This window comes from Pseudomonas sp. Au-Pse12, assembly GCF_021341665.1.
Taxonomy (GTDB): domain Bacteria; phylum Pseudomonadota; class Gammaproteobacteria; order Pseudomonadales; family Pseudomonadaceae; genus Aquipseudomonas.
Map to the genome: position 1 here is coordinate 126327 of NZ_JAJTTH010000013.1, position 15956 is coordinate 142282.

Here is a 15956-nt window from a genome sequence, read left to right on the forward strand (position 1 = left end):
CTCATGCCACTCGATAAACGCCGGCAAGCCGCCATGGAGCGCTTGTTGGCCGCCACCCTGACCGAGGCCTGCGAGGCCGCCAAGGCAGAGATCGTCGGCTTTTCCTGGCTGACCCACGAGGTGGATTACGCGGCCTTTCCGGCGAGCCTGGTGGTGGCCTGGATCTTCGACACCCAGGCCCACAAGGAGCAGGCCCTGGCGCTGGGCCAGGGCTCGCGGATGATCGAGCTGACGGCCCGGGCCCTGGGCGAGGCCGATGTGCACCTCGAACCCTTGGCGGCCCATGTGTTCTTCGACAGCGAGGAACAATGCCGGCGCATCAATGGCGGCGATTGGGCGCAACGCCTGAAGCGCCTGCGCCCGGGACGGGGGTGAGCCATGGCCAAGGAAATCGACAATCCCTGTATCGCCCTGTGCCGGCTCAGTGGCGACCTGTGCCTGAGTTGCGGACGCAGCAAGGACGACATTCGCCAATGGAAACGCATGAAGCGCCCGGAAAAGATGGCCGCGGTGCAGCGGGCCAGTGCGCGGCTCAAGGCCTTGCAGAAAAAGAAAGGTTGAGGCGCAAGGCTCAGGTCTGGTGCTGGAAGTGCCCGGCGCCGAGACGCCTGACACTCAGCCAGAACTCGGTCTCAGGTTCATATTCGGCCAGAGGCACAAGCTGCTCCTGTCCCAGTTCGTCGACCACCATCACGCTGGCGTCCCAGTCGAAATCCGGGTTCAGGGAGAGGGTGTAGGACGGAAAAGGGCTGTCGAGCTCGAAATGAATCGAGTAGACCTCCAGCGGCGGGCACGCCAGAGCGCCTTGCTGATACAGCTGCCAGACCTGGCGTATTGCGGGTTCACAGAGTTGTTCGGCAAAGGCCAGGGCCAGGGGGATGTCGTCCCAGGCGGCCTGTACCTGTTGCTGCGCCATCGCGAGCCGGTGGTGGGGCGGCTGGTTGCTGGGGTGCTGGACGTAGATCAGGCGGCTGCCGAACTGCAATTCACATTGCATCACGCCGACAGCGCTCTCCCAGTGACCGAGCATCGCTTCATTCAGCAGGTCGATTTGCATAGCGCCTGGTGGCCTAAGCTGCTTGCCGACGCATGGCCAGGATGGTGCTGCCGAAGAAGATGAAGGTCGAACCCACCACGCGATTGACCCACTTGGACAGGGCCGGCCGGGTCAGCACGCCCTTGGCCCGGGACGCGAGCACGGCATAGACGCTGAGAGAGGTCAGCGACAGGGCCATGAAGATCAGGGTCAGGATGAAGAACTGTGGCAGCAGCGCAGCGTGCTGATCGATGAACTGCGGGAACAGCGCGGTGAAGAAGATCGTCGCCTTGGGGTTGGTGGCGGCGGTCAGGAAGGCCGACTTGAACAGCTTGAGGCGTGGCGGCGGAGCGAGCTTGCCGTCGTCGGCGCTGCTCGCGCTCAGCAGCTGGCTTTTACTGAACAGCTGCTTGGCACCGAGGTAGAACAGATACCCGGCGCCGACGATTTTCACCGCATTGAAGACCCACTCGGAACTGGCGATTAGCGCGCCCAGGCCGAGCATGGCGGCGGCGGACATGCAGAACAGCCCGCTGATATTGCCCAGGGATGACCACAGGGTCGACTTGGCGCCGTAGGCCACGCTGTTGTGCAGCGCCACCAGGGTGGCGGGGCCGGGGCTGGCAATGGCGATCGCCGCCACCAGGGTGTAGGTCAATATCGAGTGAGCATCCATGGTTCGGACTCGTCTTGCGGAACAAAGGGGGCTTGATTCTATCGGGGCGGTGGCGAGCTGTAAGCCAAAATTCGTAGCCGGAGTCGTGGCGGCTTTGGGAGCGGTCAGTGCTGTATTCGCTTGGCAATTGTCATTGGCGTCTAGAGCACATTGCGGTGATACACCACCAGGTCGCACGACGACGCAATGATCAGCGTGCGGCCGCTGTAGGAAAAGCCAAAAGCTCTGTATCCGGATTCAATAGCCAGTTTGTGGAAAACCGCAGGTCGATTGATCTCGGCGCCATACAGCCAAGATCCGGGCTCCACCAGCAGCAGGTGATGTTCGGGCCATGCCAGGCAGACGCTCTCGACCTGCCAGCCGTCGTTGCTACCCAGGGGCAGACTGCCGCCATTGATACCCGACATCGCAATGGTTTTGCCCGCTAAAGGCCCAATACCCTGGGCCTCGAGGTAACGGTTGCTTTCGACGTTCTCCGTATAGTCCCGGGCAACCTTTTCCCCCGTCAGGCAGTCGATGACACTTCGCCCTGCACTGGAGGTCACCAGCAACAGTTCAGACTCGCGATCGAAACCGACTTCCAGCAGGCTGCCGGCGGCTCGCTCAGTGACTAGCTGCCAGGGTTCCGGAGGCCGGCCGATGGGGCATTGGGCGATGGTGCGACGCAAGATGTCCAGGTGCGAGGTATTCATCAGGTGCTCCGTTGACGGGGCCCTGATCTATCGATTGGTCAGGCACCGGCTGGTTGGTCGAGGGTGATTTACTGCATGGCCACGTCGCTGAACTTGAGGGTCAACGGATCGTTGTTGCCATCACGAAATACCAGCTTGATGGCCGGGGTTCTGCTCATTTTGTTATTGCTTTGCTGGAAGATCAGGGTGACACGGGTCGGCACATTGCGAATCAGCTGGAAGTCCAGCCAGGAATGGGACTCCACTTGGCCCACGCGGATGGAATTGAAGGTCAGTGGCCCGCCGGATTCGTCGAACAGGCGAGTGCCGTTATCGAAACTGAAATTGCGATCAAGGTTGAGGTTGGTCAGCTCGAATGAGCAGGTCGGCAAGCGGCCGATGTTTTCGCAGCCTTCCAGTTCAAAACGCACGTTATCCAGCACTTCAATACGTCGGCCCAGCAGGTTGTTGCCTTCGTTTTCGACAATCTTGGCCTGCAGCTTGGCAAATTCGAACGAGGGCTTGGCGTACTCGGTGCCGAGGATGAAAAAGCCGAATGAAAGGACGCAGGCCAGGCCAAAGTGCATCAGGCCGCGAAGCAGAGGATTGAGGTTGCGCATCTGCCAACCCAGGGAGACGGCCCCAAGGAACAGGAAGGTGCTGACCAGCAGTACGACGTTCTTCCAGCTGACGAAGCTGAAACCGAAGACACTGGGATCGGGGACCGCATAGGTAATCAGGGCCCATAGGGCGCTGAGGACGACCCCAAGTCCCGCCATGCCCCGGGTAATCAATGAGGTGAGTTTCTGGGTGCGGGTCGAGGGTGCAATTGAATCTTGAGATGACATCAAAGGTACTGGCTCCTTGTTCCGTAGCCGGATCATGCGTCCTTGCAGGCGATTGTCGGGCCATCGCTCGGGTGAACCTCGTAGGTGAGGGGCACCGCTCGAGTATGGCGGGTTGCCATTATCCAGTAACCAGAGCAAGGGTAAAGCAGCGTCTGTTTTTGGCGTCCTTGGGGTGCAGTAGGACGCTCTGGGAAACCCAAGTGTCCGGGCGTTTTACACCATTGCTGCAATCGATAGTTATCATCAAAAAGTGCAGGTTCCGTTTTTCTGGCAAAGGAGGAAGATAGCGCTTACACCGTGCTTGCTGCAGAAGGAAATACCCGATGAAAATCTCGACTTTAGTGACCCTTGTGGTGCTTTTGATCGCGGGAACCGGGGCTTCTGCGGCCACCCTTGGCACTGACGACACCTCCTGCCACTTCCTGCCCATGGCCGACAGCAGCGCCAACCTGCAGCACGCGCAATCGGCTGGCGTGCTGTACAGCGAAAACACGATCAATACCCTGCAGTACCTGGAGCACTACCACGCGGTGGCGCTCAATGGCGCGAAGAATGCCGGCCTCGATCCGCGTATCAGCCAGGCCTTCGTCAACAGCTCCGACCCGCAGCGGGCGATCAACTGGTTGATGGCGTCGTTGCAGAAACACTTCGCCAGCGTGACGGTGTATGACAACCTCGATGCGGTGGTCCAGGCCCACCCCGATGTGGTGGTGATGCTCGACACCTACAACCAGTTGGTGACCCAGCGCAACAGTAAGGTCGAAGCGCGCTTCATTGCCAAGTTCTATGACGCCAACCTGCAATACATCGGTCAGGCTGAAGGTATCCGGGCCCAGGAGCTGCCGTCGGTCTGGGTGCGTGGCAAGGCCGCGCCGGAGATCGCCGCGCAGATCAACCAGCAGACCGAGCTGCAGGTCGACGCGCTGAAGCAGTTCGATGCATCGCTCAAGGCCCTGGTGACCCAGGGTGAAGCCGGCCAGGTGGCGACCAATCAGTAGCCAGGTGCTTGCCGCCAGCTAAAACGCCCCGATCGATCGGGGCGTTTGCATTGGGGCCGGTGTGAGCGCGGTCGGCGGCCAGTGCCTGCTGGCCGTGCGCCGCGCCCGAGGCCTCAGGGTGCGCCGAACATCGCGGTCCAGTAGATGCCGGCATCGCTTTTCGGGTCCACCGCATAGGCCGCGCCCAGTTCGTGGTAGGCCGGGTTCATCAGGTTGGCGCAATGCCCGGGGCTGGCCAGCCAACCGTCCATCACCTTGCGCACCGTGTCCTGGCCGGCGGCGATGTTCTCGCCCACCTGCTGGCCGGCATAGCCTGCCAGTTCCGCGCGGTCGCCCGGGGTGCGGCCGTCATGGTCCTTGTGGTCGAAGTAGTTCTGGTTGGCCATGGCCCGGCTGTGCTCCATGGCGGTCGTGCCCAGCGTGGCATTCCAGGCCAGCGGCGCGGTGGCGGCGAAGCGCTGGCCGCCGCATTGCCGAGGCTGGCTGCGGGCCGTGTTGATCTGGGCCAGCAATTGCTGGCCTTCGGCTTGCCAGTCCCCGAGGCGCGCGGACAACAGCGGCCGGGCAAGCACGATGCGCCACTGGTTGGCCTGGCGATTGACGCCGATATCGACGAACTGCGGGTCCAGCACCACCTGGCAGAAGCTCTCGCGCACCGCTTGCATCGCCGCCTGGGCATCGCGTGGCCCGGAGAGGCTGATGGCCTGCACATTGACCATGGGATAAGCCGCCCGTGCCAGGGCCTGCTGCAGGTCGCCGACATTCTCCACCGGCAGGATCAGCCGCGGGTCGCCGGTCAGTGGCGGCAGCTCCGAGGAGCCCTGGTTGGCGCAGCGTTGCGGCTGGCTGCGGTAGGCGTTGATCGACTCGATCAGTTGCGACTGGTCGTCGGCGGCGGCGCCAGTGGCCGCCAGCACGCCCAACGACAGGACGGCGGCGGGCAAGAGCAATGAGCGCATGGGCATGCAAGTCTCCCGGAAAATGGACAGCGCCCATGATGCACCCGGCGCCGGGGCATTTCATCCGCCGGCGGATGAAATCGGTGTTAGCCGGGGTGCCTCAATAGAAGTCGTAGTACAGCGCCCATTCGCCGCTGCCGGGGTGCTTCCAGAACATCAGGCTGCCGCTGTCCACCACGTTGAGGTTGATCTTGGCGTCGGAGGAAATCTGCATCACGAACTCGAAACCGTCCCCGGCATCGATCCCCGACTGGCAGAACGATGGGTAGCCCCCGAGCTTGTGCTGATAGCAATGGCTCACCAGGTCGTAGTAGCACTCGATCTGTCCGGAACGCTCCAGTTCGAGGATTTCCCGCTCCAGGTCTTCCGGCACGCCACCGCCGTCCCACAGCGGATAATCCTCGGGCACGGCCTGGGCCTTGACCGGGAAGGGTTTGAGAAAGGCTCCCGGGGCCGGCAGCTCCTTGCGCACCAGGACATCCTCGGCACGGTATTCGCGAATCAGCCAGCGCTCGCCCATGGGTTCCAGGGGCTCGGGGAAGGGGTTGGCGACGAACACCGTGAGCACCCGCACTCCGTCCAGCAGCGGGCTGTGCCAGGGCAGGGCCGGCAGGTAGAACTGGGCATACGGCAGCAGGGTTTCTCCGGCACTGTTGCGCGGCAGCTCTTCATCCTCGCGAAACAGAAACACCCGGCCCAGCCAGCTTTCCTCGTCGCTGTGGGTGGGGCGAAAGCCGCCGGGGATCAGTTGCAGTGCCGGCTTGGCCAACTGGCGCTGAATTTCCTGAATGTCCATGGTCAGGGCTGATTTCCTGTTGGGGGAAGGGGGCGGGCAATGTAACAAAGGCGGCGGGGAGGCAGTAGCTCGGCGTGTTCAACGCAGCTGTCGCGGCGTGGCGTTGAGCAGCTTGCGCATCAGCCGGCGCAGGGCGGTGGCGTCCTGATAGCCGACCTTTTCGGCGACGCTTTCCACCGAGTACTTGCTGTTCTGCAGCAGCGCCCGGGCACGGTTCAATTGCACGCGCTGGATCAAGCGCAAGCTGCTGTGGCCGGTGGCCTTGCGTACCTGACGGCCCAGGGTGCGTTCGGACATGCCGAACTGCGCCGCCAGTTCGCCGACGCTGGGCAACCTGGGCAGGCAGGATTCGATATGGGCGGTGAGACGAGCGATCAGGGCGCTGCCCTGAGCCATCATCGCCGGGACCGTACAAGGCGCTTGCAACTGGCGCCGATCAATCAGCAGCACCTGTCCCACAGCGTCCGCCAGGGCCGGGGAGAAGCGCCTGCGCAATAAGTGCAACATCAGGTCGGACTGGCCGATGGCTGCACCGGCGGTGGTCAGCGGCGGATCGACGATGACCATCTGATCCGGGTCCACGCGGCAGTCGGCGACCCACTCTTGCAGCAGCGGCGCCAGCCACCAGGAGGTGGTCACCCGGCGCCCGTGCAACAGCCCGGCGGCCTGTAGCAGGAACACGGCGGAACAGGAGGCCGCGACTTCTGCGCCGCTCTGCACGTGATGGCGCAGGGCCTGGAGCACGGGGGCCACCTCCGCATGCTGCAGGCGCTGGGTGATGGCCTCGGGGGTGTCGAGGCCCAGCCCCGGCAGAATCCAGCAGGAGCGGTCATCGGCCATGGTGTCCAGGGCCTCGACTTCCAGCAGCAAGCCTTGCCCCAGGCGCACCTGGCCACCGTGCAGTGCACAGACCCGCCAGCGCGGCGCGCCCAGCCCCAGGCGCGGAGCCAGCAGGGCGGCGCAGGACAGCATGTCCAGGGTCAGGGCGACGCTGGAGGCAAAGGCACCGGGAAGCAGCAGGACAGTGAAATCGATCATTGGCCGATTATGCACGAAAGATGTCAAATCGGTCGCTGTTGGCCAAGCTGGGCGAGGGGCTCAATAGCGGCTCATTTTTCTTCGAGTGGTGATAGCGATGCCCAACATCCTGATCAAGATTCCCCAGGGCGCCTTCAATGCCCAGCAGCGTGAGCGGATCCTGCATGAGGTGACGCAAGTGGCGCTGGAAGTGGAGCAGATCGGCGAGGACCCGCGTCAGCGGGCGCTGTGCTGGGTCTTGCTGGAGGAACTGGCCGCGGGCTCCTGGCGCTGTGGCGGCGCCGACCTCGGGGCCCAGGCGTTGCCTTGCCTGGTGCAGGTCAAGGTGCCCGCTGGAGTGCTCGATGCCGCCCGGCGCCAGGCCTATGTCGCCGGGTTGCATCAGGCCCTGGCCGCGTGCCAGTCGGCAGAGGACGGGCGGGTGCTGATGACATCGATCCTGCTGGATGAAGTGCCCGATGGCACCTGGGGCGCCAACGGCACGCTGTGGCATCTGGGGGATTTCACCCGGGCGGCGGGGTATAGGCACTTGTCCCAGGCGAGCGGCCAGTAGCTGAGGTTTCCGGCCCGGGCTCAGGTATCGCGGCCGTGGGCCGCCGCCGCGAGCTGCGAGGTATCGACCCGCACGAAGGTCGAGTCGCCGATGGCGGTGAGCACATCGCCGGCATACACCTCGCAGATCACCTGGCTCTTGCGGCCCACTTCGCCTTCGACCCGGGCCCGCAGGGTCAGCGGCACGCCCATGGGCGTGGGCTTGATGAACTTGATGCCCAGGTTGCCGGTCACGCAGTCGATGCGTGGCAGGCTGCCCGGTTCACGCTGTTCGTTACGGTAGTGGTAGGCCATGGCGGTCCAGTTGGAATGGCAGTCCACCAGCATGGCGATCAGGCCGCCGTAGACCAGGTCCGGCCAGCCGCAGTACTTGGATTCCGGCAGGTGTTCGGCGACCACATGCACGCCGTCTTCGTGCCAGTGGCTCTTGATGTGCAGGCCGTGATGGTTGCTGCTGCCGCAGCCGAAACACACGCCTTCGGGGGCGGTGGTGTCTTGCAGGGAGGTCTCGTGCATGGTTGTTCTTCTTGTCCTTGACGATGGGCGGAAGCCAGGTTCCTGGCCTGGCGGGTAACGCAGGCCGTCATGATGCCCGTGGAGCGATGGCGCGCCAAGGGCGTCATGCCGGCGCCAGGGTCAGCGTCGTTGTGACGCATTGATTGCGGCGGTTGTCGTACTGCGTCGAGGGTTTGCCCCGGGGACGGCTCGTGGTTCCGGCCAAGACAGGCTGATGCCGTAATGATATTCTTGCGCTGAATCGGTTCATCGTTTGTGCAGAAATACCTCCCCCATGCTTTGCTTCAAGTGGCCTGATCGGGTCCTTGCCAGCGTGTGGGGGTGTCTGGGCAAACCCGCCGAATGTAATGTCAGGCAGTGTTCGTTTACCTCTTTGGTTGAACCCGACCCCTCTATCTCCTGTTGGCCCTGCAATCGCAGGCGCCATTCTTTGCTTGTCGGGCGGTTTCCGGCGTGCGTCAGCGAGCAGGGGAAGCTGCCTGTCTGGTTGCGTCCCGTGACGTGCCCTGAGCAACACTGTCACTCAAGTAGCTGAAGCCAACAACGACAAGAAGTCAGCGCCGGAGCGATGTAAAACTGAGGTCGAGCCTGTCTCGTCGGCCTTGTGTGCCCACCCTCCAGTTCTTTTGAATGTGCTTGTCCAGGGCCTGCGAAATGCCTGTTTCGCAATGACCGAGGCGCACAGGATCGAGGATGGGGCGGCGGATGGCGTTCTATCGTAGGTACTCAGAATGTTTAAGAAAGTGAACACGGCCCTGATCGGGCTGGCGATGTCGATAGGCCTCACGACCGCGCACGCGGCTGAGCCGAAGAAAGTGGATGTACTGCTGATCGGTGGCGGCATCATGAGTTCGACCCTCGGGGTCTGGCTCAACGAGCTGCAGCCGGATTGGTCGATGGAGATGGTCGAGCGCCTGGATGGCGTGGCTGAAGAAAGCTCCAACGGCTGGAACAACGCCGGTACAGGTCACTCCGCTTTGGCCGAGCTGAACTACACCCCGGAAGGCAAGGACGGCAAGATCGAGATCGCCAAGGCCATCGAGATCAACGAAGCGTTCCAGATTTCCCGGCAGTTCTGGTCCTGGCAGGTCAAGAACGGCGTGCTGAAGAACCCGCGTTCGTTCATCAACTCCACGCCGCACATGAGCTTCGTCTGGGGTGATGACAACATCAAGTTCTTGAAGGCTCGCTACGAAGCCCTGCAGGCCAGCCCGCTGTTCAGCGGCATGCAGTACTCCGAAGACGCCGAGCAGATCAAGAAGTGGGTGCCACTGATGATGGAAGGTCGTGATCCGGCGCAGAAGATCGCTGCGACCTGGACCCCGATCGGCACCGACGTCAACTTCGGCGAGATCACTCGCCAGTTCGTTGCCCACCTGCAGGCCCAGCCGAACTTTGCCCTCAAGCTGTCCAGCGAAGTGCAGGACATCGAGCGCAACCAGGACGGCTCGTGGCGCGTGACCTACAAGAACCTCAAGGACGGTTCGAAAACCGAAACCGACGCCAAGTTCGTGTTTATCGGCGCCGGCGGCGGTGCCCTGCACCTGCTGCAGAAGTCGGGCATCCCTGAAGCCAACGAATACGCCGGCTTCCCGGTGGGTGGCTCGTTCCTGGTGACCGACAACGCCACGGTGGCCGAGCAGCACCTGGCCAAGGCCTACGGCAAGGCTTCGGTGGGCGCACCACCGATGTCGGTTCCGCACCTGGACACCCGTGTGCTGGACGGCAAGCGGGTGATCCTGTTTGGCCCATTCGCCACCTTCTCCACCAAGTTCCTCAAGGAAGGTTCGTACTTCGACCTGCTGACCAGCACCACCACCCACAACTTCTGGCCGATGACCAAAGTCGGCATCGAACAGTACCCGTTGGTGGAATACCTGGCCGGCCAGCTGATGCTCTCGGATGACGACCGCTTCAACGCCCTGAAGGAATACTTCCCCAACGCCAAGAAAGAAGACTGGCGCCTGTGGCAGGCCGGTCAACGCGTGCAGATCATCAAGCGTGACGAAGAGAAGGGCGGCGTGCTGAAACTCGGCACCGAGATCGTCGCCTCCCAGGACGGCAGCATCGCCGGCCTGCTGGGCGCCTCCCCTGGTGCCTCGACCGCCGCGCCGATCATGCTCAGCGTGCTGCAGAAAGTCTTCAAGGACCAGGTCGCGACGCCCGCCTGGCAAGAGAAGCTGAAGCAGATCGTACCGAGCTACGGCACCGCCCTGAACGACAGCCCCGAGCGTGTGGCCAAAGAGTGGGCCTACACCGCCGAAGTGCTGCAACTGACCCCGCCACCTGCGGTGAAAGGTGCAGCGCCTCAGGCTCCGGCCAGCATGGCCAAGCCCGAGAGCAACCCAGCGGCCGACATGGCGCTGTAAGCCCTGGCCCCGCCCGCGCTCGTCGGGTGGGGCACCATGGATGCCGCAGTGCATCCGTACCCTGTGCCGGTTGCGACGCTGGCCAAGCGTCGCAACCGGCCGGCCCGCCCGGCAGCTTCCCTTTCTCCCATGCCGTTGTACCCGACCACAGGCGCGCTCACTGTGGCGCTGCGCTTGTGCGCCTGCACCGCCCGCGCCGGGTTATCATGTCGCCGCCCGCCGTGCCCGGGCATGCCCCAATCCTCGGAGTCACCGCCTCGATGTCCAGCATCACCCTGTTCCAAGCCCCGCCCCCCGAAGCCATCCAGAGCCAGATCCAGCAGATGGTGGTGGACTACATCACCGATATCAGCGCGATGGCCATCACCCCGAGCAATCCGCTGTACAACCTGTATCAGTACGGCGTCGGCTTTGAGGTGCACCTGTATCTGCAAGCCATGGACGGTTCCCGGGATCTGGCCGTGGAGCTGGTGGTCGCCAGCGACCCGCAGGCGCCTGAGCAGGTGCAGGGTTTTGTCCTCTGCCTGCCGTTCCAGGACGACGCCGAGGCGTGCGCCGTGGCCTATATTGCGGTGCGTCAGGACCTGCGGCGCAAAGGCATCGGCCGGCAGATGCTGGAAGCCCTGCGCGCGCGTTATCCCCATGTCGAACTGGCGTGCAGCGTGGCCAAGGTGGAGTGTTTCCAGGCCCTGGGTTTCCAGTTGCTGGGGGCTCGTGGCCCGCAGGTGCTGATGAACACCCGCGATCACGCCAGCGATGGCCTGCTGGCGGTGCTGGATGTGGCGCCCATCTACCAATCGCTGGAAGTGCGGCAGATTCACAGCTACCTGTTGGCCCAGCACGGGCGCAAGGCGATGCTTGAGGCGGAACGCAAACGTGACCGACAGCTGGACCAGATGACCTTCCACGCCCGGGCTTTCGTCCGCGAGCAATTGGGCGAAGAGGCGCTGCTGGCCCCGGCACGGGCGCCGCGTCTGGTGTGACCTTATGGCTTGGCAAGGGCGCGCCGCGCCGCCCCGGGTAGCGCGACGAGCCACCCGGAATGCCCTGGCCTGTCACTTGTGGTGTTACCGGCGAACCTCTTGCACAAGATGGCCTGGAAAGTTGTTACCAGGTTTCTCAGCGCGCTGCGACAGTCCTGTCCTGCAGCCATTCACCTTTGCTCTCGCCCCATTTTTTTCGACAGCCACTAACCGTTTGTCGCCCAACGAATTTAGTCCTCCCAGGTAGGGGGGCCGCACCTTTCTGAAGACCCTCGCTCGGGGGAGTTGGCCGTTCCTTTGCATATTCTTGTACATACAGGCACGTACAGATCATCCCAAGAGGTGGTCGCGGGCTGCCGGAGTAAGGGCACGGCATCTGGAGCAGGGCGTCACTATCGGCGATCCCCCAGTTGCCCGTCCACTGCAGCGGCCCTGGTATCGGGCGCGATTGGCCCGAGCACCCTGCCTGTGGGGAGATGAGCGCAACACTCGAACCATAAGGAGATGTTCGTAATGAAGCTGGGAGCATTCATGATGCCGGCGCATCCGCGCCATCGTTCGCTTCGTGACGGTCATGTACATGACCTGGATACCCTGGAATATCTCGATCGCATCGGCTTTGAGGAAGCCTGGATCGGTGAGCACTACATGATGCCTTCAGAGCCGTGCCCCTCGCCTGACATTCTGATCGCCCAAGCCCTGCTCAAGACCCGGCGCATCAAGCTGGCGCCCGGAGCTTTCATGCTGCCATTCCACCACCCGGCGGAACTGGCGCACCGCATCTGTCTGCTGGACCACCTGGCAGAAGGGCGCTTGATGGTCGGCATCGGCGCGAGCGGTACCAACCTCGATTTGGAAATGTTCGATATCGACTACAAGTCCGGCGTTCATCGCGAGATGACCGCAGAGTCGATCAAGATCATGACGCTGTTCTGGGAGAGCGAAGGACCGTTCGAATACCGCGGCAAATTCTGGACCGTGAGGCGGCCCGCCGACCAGATGGACAAATGCACGGGGTATCACCTCAAACCTTTTCAGCGGCCTTACCCGCCCATTGGCGTGACAGGGCTTTCGGCGTCGTCCGCGACGTTGAGCATTGCTGGGGCCAATGGCTGGATTCCCATCAGTTTCTGCTTTACCCCGCAATACCTGCACACCCATTGGCACGCCGTGGAGCGCGGCGCCCGCGAGGCCGGACGGGCACCACCCTCACGGGCCCAATGGCGCGTCGGTCGCCCGTTCTTCGTTGCCGATACCGATGAGCAAGCCTGGAAGCTCTCGGTGGAAGGGGAGATGGGGCGCTATTTCCGCGAAGACTATCTGCCGATGCTGGCGGGCAACAACGCCCTCGGGCTGCTCAAGCACGACCCCAACATGCCGGACAGTGACGTCACCCTGGAGTATGTCGCCAAGCATTGCTGGATCGTCGGCTCGCCCTCGACAGTCAAGGCGCGGATCCAGGAAATGCAGGCGCTTTCCGGCGGTTTCGGGGTGCTGCACATCATGTGCTTCGACCACCTCGATGAGCTGGAGGCGACACGCGAAAGTTACGCGGCACTGGCTGAGATCGTTGCCACCCAGATCGTCTGACTCTCCACATGGAAAGGGGGAAACACCGTGACGTCATTTTTTGCGGCTGTTGGAAAACAGCCCACAGTCGCCGTTCTGGTGATTGATATGCAGCACGACTTTGTCGATGCCGACGCCCCTATCAGCTGCAAGGGGGCACAGGACATCATCGCGAATATTCACGCACTGACGGCGTTGGCGAGGACCGCAGGCATTGCGGTGATCTACACCCAGGAATCTCACCGCAAGCAAAGGATCGATTTCGGGCTGGAGCTCGAATATGGCGAAACCGAGCATTGCCTCGAGGGCACGCGGGGACAGCAGATCATCGAAGAACTGCTGCCGCATGACAGCGATTTCGTTCTAGTCAAGCGCCGCTACAGCGGCTTTTTCGCCACGGATCTTGACCTGCTGCTCAAGGGGCTGGGCGTCGATACGCTGATCCTCACCGGGGTGGCCACCGATGTCTGCGTGCGCGCCACGGCCCAGGATGCCTTGCAGCTGGATTATCGGGTGCTGGTCCCGCGCGAGTGCGTGGCGGGCACCAGCGAAGCACGGCATGTCGCGGCTCTGGAGCATATCGGCTATGTCCTTGGCCGCGTGCTGCCGCTGGAGGTGCTCATGCAGCAATTGCAGGCCGCCTGCCAGGCCCGAGCGACCCTGGAGGAGCCGGTATGACGGGGCAAGGCCTTGGGCACAAGGTCGACTACAAACAGCTGATTCGGGTACTGGTGGAGGAGGGGGGCGATCTGTCCAGGCCTGAAGCCAGGGCCGTGGTCGAGGCGATTCTCAATCTTCAATTCAGTGACCTGCAAATCGCCGCAACGCTGGTGGCCCTGAGTCGCAAGGGCGAGACCGCAGATGAGCTGGCGGGGGCGATCGACGCGATTCTCAGTCGCAGCCCACCGCTGCAGACCGGCTTCGACACGGCCATCGATATTGGCGGCACGGGCGGTGATCGCGCCGGCACCTTCAATATTTCCACCACGGCAGCCTTTATTGTCGCGGCCGCCGGGGTGCCGGTGATCAAGCACGGCAACCGCAGCGTGACCAGCCAGTGCGGCAGCAGCGACATGATCGCGGCACTGGGCGTGGACCTCGAGCGCAGCAGCACTCAGGAGCAGGTCAGTGCCGACCTGGCCGCCTGCAATTTTGCCTTTGTCGCCACCTCCAGCAGTCATCGCTTTGCCCCGCGCCTCGGCGCAATCCGCCGTGAGCTGGGCATCCGCAGCCTGTTCAATCTGGTAGGGCCGCTGGTGCACCCGGCCCGGGTCAAGCGGCAGCTGGTCGGTGTCGCCCGTCCGGCTCATCTGGATCTGCTGGCGCGCACGCTGGTCAGTATCGGCCGGGAACAGGCATTCGTGGTGCATGGGGTCGACGGGCTCGATGAAGTGAGTTGCGTGGGTGAAACCCTGATCACTCACGTGCGCCATGGGGTCATCAGAACGTTCAGCACGCAGCCCCGGGATTTCGGTGTTGCGCCCTGTTGCATGGCGGATCTCGCAGGCGGCGGCCCCGAGCGCAACGCGCAACTCTGTGCCGCAATCCTGGGGGGCGAGCATGGACCTTGCAGCGATGCGGCGATCGTTGCCGCCAGTGCGCTGCTGGTGTTGAGCGGCAAGGCCGAAGGTTTTATGGAAGGTGCAGAGCTGGCTCGACATGCCATCGAGTCGGGAAAGGCATACCAGGGATTTCAGGTTTTTTTGGGGCAGGGACGATGAAAACAACCATAAAGATTTGCGGCATCACCTCGTTGGAAGATGCGCTGGCGGCGATTGATGCAGGGGCCGATGCGCTGGGTTTTGTGTTCTCGCCAAGCCCTCGCCAGGTCAGCCCGGAGGTGGTTCGCAGCATTGTCGAAAAGCTGCCGCCATTCATTTGCACGGTCGCTGTGTTTGTCGATGAACCCCTGCATTCGCTGCTGGAACTGATCACCTATACGGGGGTTTCGATGGTCCAGCTGCAAGGGGCCGAAACCAACGACTACTGCCAGAAAATCCCCCTGCCGGTGATCAAGGGGTTCCGCATCGGCAGCCAGGTGGATGTGGCGCGGATCAACGCCTACGACGTGAGTGCGTATCTTTTCGACAGCCATGTCCTGGGGCAGGACGGCGGGACCGGGCAGCGTTTTGACTGGTCGCTGTTGCAGCCTCAGGCTTTTTCACGGCCGGTGATTGTTGCCGGTGGCTTGAACGCGGGCAATGTGCAGCAGGTGATGGCATGCCTGAACCCCGCCGGGGTTGATGTCAGCAGCGGTGTCGCGGCGAGCGCACGGAACAAGGACCCGGCGCAAATGCGCGGGTTTGTCGCGGCGGTCAGAGAGCTGGACCAGGCCCCGGCAGGCAACGACGGCGCGGTCGACCTGCTGCACGAGGCCTTTCACCAGCGCCCGCTGGTCGAGATCAATGGCCGGCAGTTCCTGATCAACTCATTGACCGAGCAGGTGCCGGCGACCCCGGCCGCCCTGTTGCGGGTGGCTGCGCAACGGGTGTGCGACGCCTGCGACTTTGCTCCGGGAATGAAGCTGGTGGGCGAGGAAGACAAGGGCGGTGTGCTGCTGGCTGCTGTGGCGCTGCAATCCGGGCTGCCCTTCGGTATCGCCCGTTGGTACCCCTCGGGGCTGGAGGGACAGGTCAAGGTCGGTTTCGATTGCGAGTATGTCTCCGGTGAGCTGTACCTCAACGGGGTGGAGCCGGGCGATCGGGTGATTATCGTCGACGACCTGATCAGTACCGGGGGCACGCTTATCGGCTTGATCGAGGCCGTGCGACAGGCGGGCGCCACCGTCGAGCAGGTGGTCTGCGTGGCGGAGAAGGTTGATTACGCCGGTGTCGAGCGCGTCAGGCACGCCACCGGGTTGACGGTAAAGACGCTGGTTCGGGTGCAGGTCACGGGGCACAGCTCGAGCGTGGTCAGCATCGCCTACTAACCGATCCGGTCGTTGC

The 15956-nt window shown here is 63.0% G+C and carries 18 protein-coding genes; 10 read left to right on the forward strand and 8 right to left on the reverse strand.

Annotation, left to right across the window (positions count from 1 at the left end; all coding sequences use genetic code 11):
- Positions 1–3 precede the first annotated feature (3 nt).
- A complete protein-coding gene (locus tag LXM55_RS28655) occupies positions 4–375 on the forward strand; it encodes a hypothetical protein (RefSeq protein WP_233323484.1) in 372 nt (123 codons plus the stop codon).
- Positions 376–378: 3 nt separating this feature from the next.
- On the forward strand, positions 379–561 hold the full coding sequence (locus LXM55_RS28660; protein ID WP_047303656.1) for a DUF1289 domain-containing protein: 183 nt from the start codon (positions 379–381) through the stop codon (positions 559–561).
- Positions 562–571: 10 nt separating this feature from the next.
- Here the strand turns inward: LXM55_RS28660 and LXM55_RS28665 are convergent, their stop codons facing one another.
- From LXM55_RS28665 to LXM55_RS28680, 4 genes are all read right to left on the reverse strand, one after another.
- On the reverse strand, positions 572–1057 hold the full coding sequence (locus LXM55_RS28665) for a hypothetical protein (protein WP_233323485.1): 486 nt from the start codon (positions 1055–1057) through the stop codon (positions 572–574).
- 13 nt (positions 1058–1070) lie between these two features.
- Complete coding sequence (locus LXM55_RS28670; protein WP_233323486.1) at positions 1071–1712, reverse strand: LysE family translocator; 642 nt, start codon at positions 1710–1712, stop codon at positions 1071–1073.
- Positions 1713–1852: 140 nt separating this feature from the next.
- The gene (locus LXM55_RS28675) at positions 1853–2404 is read right to left on the reverse strand and encodes a hypothetical protein (RefSeq protein WP_233323487.1); all 552 of its coding nucleotides are present in this window, start codon (positions 2402–2404) and stop codon (positions 1853–1855) included.
- A gap of 68 nt (positions 2405–2472) precedes the next feature.
- The gene (locus tag LXM55_RS28680; RefSeq protein ID WP_233323488.1) at positions 2473–3231 is read right to left on the reverse strand and encodes a hypothetical protein; all 759 of its coding nucleotides are present in this window, start codon (positions 3229–3231) and stop codon (positions 2473–2475) included.
- Between the two features lie 323 nt (positions 3232–3554).
- On the opposite strand from LXM55_RS28680, the gene LXM55_RS28685 reads away from it, so the two are divergent.
- Positions 3555–4229, forward strand: a complete 675-nt coding sequence (locus tag LXM55_RS28685; RefSeq protein WP_233323489.1) for an ATPase — start codon at positions 3555–3557, stop codon at positions 4227–4229.
- A 113-nt stretch (positions 4230–4342) separates the two neighbouring features.
- Here LXM55_RS28685 and LXM55_RS28690 read toward each other — a convergent pair whose 3' ends face one another.
- The 3 genes from LXM55_RS28690 to LXM55_RS28700 form a co-directional block, all read right to left on the reverse strand.
- A complete protein-coding gene (locus tag LXM55_RS28690) occupies positions 4343–5188 on the reverse strand; it encodes a CAP domain-containing protein (RefSeq protein WP_442799796.1) in 846 nt (281 codons plus the stop codon).
- Between the two features lie 100 nt (positions 5189–5288).
- Complete coding sequence (locus tag LXM55_RS28695; RefSeq protein WP_233323491.1) at positions 5289–5984, reverse strand: DUF1963 domain-containing protein; 696 nt, start codon at positions 5982–5984, stop codon at positions 5289–5291.
- Positions 5985–6062: 78 nt separating this feature from the next.
- Positions 6063–7022 carry a GlxA family transcriptional regulator gene (locus tag LXM55_RS28700; protein WP_233323492.1) on the reverse strand — a complete coding sequence of 320 codons (960 nt, stop codon included), beginning with the start codon at positions 7020–7022 and terminating at the stop codon, positions 6063–6065.
- Between the two features lie 97 nt (positions 7023–7119).
- Here LXM55_RS28700 and LXM55_RS28705 point away from each other — a divergent pair, with 97 nt between their 5' ends.
- Positions 7120–7575 carry a tautomerase family protein gene (locus tag LXM55_RS28705; RefSeq protein ID WP_233323493.1) on the forward strand — a complete coding sequence of 152 codons (456 nt, stop codon included), beginning with the start codon at positions 7120–7122 and terminating at the stop codon, positions 7573–7575.
- A 20-nt stretch (positions 7576–7595) separates the two neighbouring features.
- On the opposite strand, the gene LXM55_RS28710 is transcribed toward LXM55_RS28705, so the two are convergent.
- Positions 7596–8090 (reverse strand): PaaI family thioesterase, encoded by a 495-nt coding sequence (locus tag LXM55_RS28710; protein WP_233323494.1) that lies wholly within the window; start codon positions 8088–8090, stop codon positions 7596–7598.
- Between the two features lie 731 nt (positions 8091–8821).
- On the opposite strand from LXM55_RS28710, the gene mqo reads away from it, so the two are divergent.
- The 6 genes from mqo to LXM55_RS28740 all read left to right on the forward strand — a co-directional run bounded on the left by mqo (position 8822) and on the right by LXM55_RS28740 (position 15940).
- Positions 8822–10459, forward strand: a complete 1638-nt coding sequence (gene mqo / locus LXM55_RS28715; RefSeq protein WP_233323495.1) for a malate dehydrogenase (quinone) — start codon at positions 8822–8824, stop codon at positions 10457–10459.
- Positions 10460–10719: 260 nt separating this feature from the next.
- Complete coding sequence (locus tag LXM55_RS28720; protein WP_233323496.1) at positions 10720–11442, forward strand: GNAT family N-acetyltransferase; 723 nt, start codon at positions 10720–10722, stop codon at positions 11440–11442.
- Positions 11443–11955: 513 nt separating this feature from the next.
- Positions 11956–13032 carry an LLM class flavin-dependent oxidoreductase gene (locus LXM55_RS28725; protein ID WP_233323497.1) on the forward strand — a complete coding sequence of 359 codons (1077 nt, stop codon included), beginning with the start codon at positions 11956–11958 and terminating at the stop codon, positions 13030–13032.
- A gap of 27 nt (positions 13033–13059) precedes the next feature.
- Entirely contained in the window at positions 13060–13689 is a 630-nt protein-coding gene (locus tag LXM55_RS28730) for a cysteine hydrolase family protein (protein ID WP_233323498.1), read from the forward strand.
- Positions 13686–14732 (forward strand): anthranilate phosphoribosyltransferase, encoded by a 1047-nt coding sequence (gene trpD, locus LXM55_RS28735; protein ID WP_233323499.1) that lies wholly within the window; start codon positions 13686–13688, stop codon positions 14730–14732. The genes LXM55_RS28730 and trpD overlap by 4 nt, the downstream gene beginning before the upstream one ends.
- The gene (locus LXM55_RS28740) at positions 14729–15940 is read left to right on the forward strand and encodes a phosphoribosyltransferase family protein (RefSeq protein WP_233323500.1); all 1212 of its coding nucleotides are present in this window, start codon (positions 14729–14731) and stop codon (positions 15938–15940) included. The genes trpD and LXM55_RS28740 overlap by 4 nt, the downstream gene beginning before the upstream one ends.
- The last annotated feature ends 16 nt before the right edge of the window (positions 15941–15956 follow it).

Excerpts from the sequence above, each read along its gene's own strand:
- LXM55_RS28725 (WP_233323497.1), top strand. The coding sequence starts at position 11,956 with ATGAAGCTGGGAGCATTCATGATGCCGGCGCATCCGCGCCATCGTTCG.
- LXM55_RS28720 (WP_233323496.1), top strand. The coding sequence starts at position 10,720 with ATGTCCAGCATCACCCTGTTCCAAGCCCCGCCCCCCGAAGCCATCCAG.
- LXM55_RS28665 (WP_233323485.1), bottom strand. The coding sequence starts at position 1,057 with ATGCAAATCGACCTGCTGAATGAAGCGATGCTCGGTCACTGGGAGAGC.
- LXM55_RS28660 (WP_047303656.1), top strand. The coding sequence starts at position 379 with ATGGCCAAGGAAATCGACAATCCCTGTATCGCCCTGTGCCGGCTCAGT.
- LXM55_RS28690 (WP_442799796.1), bottom strand. The coding sequence starts at position 5,188 with ATGCGCTCATTGCTCTTGCCCGCCGCCGTCCTGTCGTTGGGCGTGCTG.
- LXM55_RS28705 (WP_233323493.1), top strand. The coding sequence starts at position 7,120 with ATGCCCAACATCCTGATCAAGATTCCCCAGGGCGCCTTCAATGCCCAG.
- LXM55_RS28710 (WP_233323494.1), bottom strand. The coding sequence starts at position 8,090 with ATGCACGAGACCTCCCTGCAAGACACCACCGCCCCCGAAGGCGTGTGT.
- LXM55_RS28655 (WP_233323484.1), top strand. The coding sequence starts at position 4 with ATGCCACTCGATAAACGCCGGCAAGCCGCCATGGAGCGCTTGTTGGCC.
- LXM55_RS28700 (WP_233323492.1), bottom strand. The coding sequence starts at position 7,022 with ATGATCGATTTCACTGTCCTGCTGCTTCCCGGTGCCTTTGCCTCCAGC.
- LXM55_RS28695 (WP_233323491.1), bottom strand. The coding sequence starts at position 5,984 with ATGGACATTCAGGAAATTCAGCGCCAGTTGGCCAAGCCGGCACTGCAA.
- LXM55_RS28680 (WP_233323488.1), bottom strand. The coding sequence starts at position 3,231 with ATGTCATCTCAAGATTCAATTGCACCCTCGACCCGCACCCAGAAACTC.
- LXM55_RS28685 (WP_233323489.1), top strand. The coding sequence starts at position 3,555 with ATGAAAATCTCGACTTTAGTGACCCTTGTGGTGCTTTTGATCGCGGGA.
- LXM55_RS28675 (WP_233323487.1), bottom strand. The coding sequence starts at position 2,404 with ATGAATACCTCGCACCTGGACATCTTGCGTCGCACCATCGCCCAATGC.
- trpD (WP_233323499.1), top strand. The coding sequence starts at position 13,686 with ATGACGGGGCAAGGCCTTGGGCACAAGGTCGACTACAAACAGCTGATT.
- LXM55_RS28740 (WP_233323500.1), top strand. The coding sequence starts at position 14,729 with ATGAAAACAACCATAAAGATTTGCGGCATCACCTCGTTGGAAGATGCG.
- mqo (WP_233323495.1), top strand. The coding sequence starts at position 8,822 with ATGTTTAAGAAAGTGAACACGGCCCTGATCGGGCTGGCGATGTCGATA.
- LXM55_RS28670 (WP_233323486.1), bottom strand. The coding sequence starts at position 1,712 with ATGGATGCTCACTCGATATTGACCTACACCCTGGTGGCGGCGATCGCC.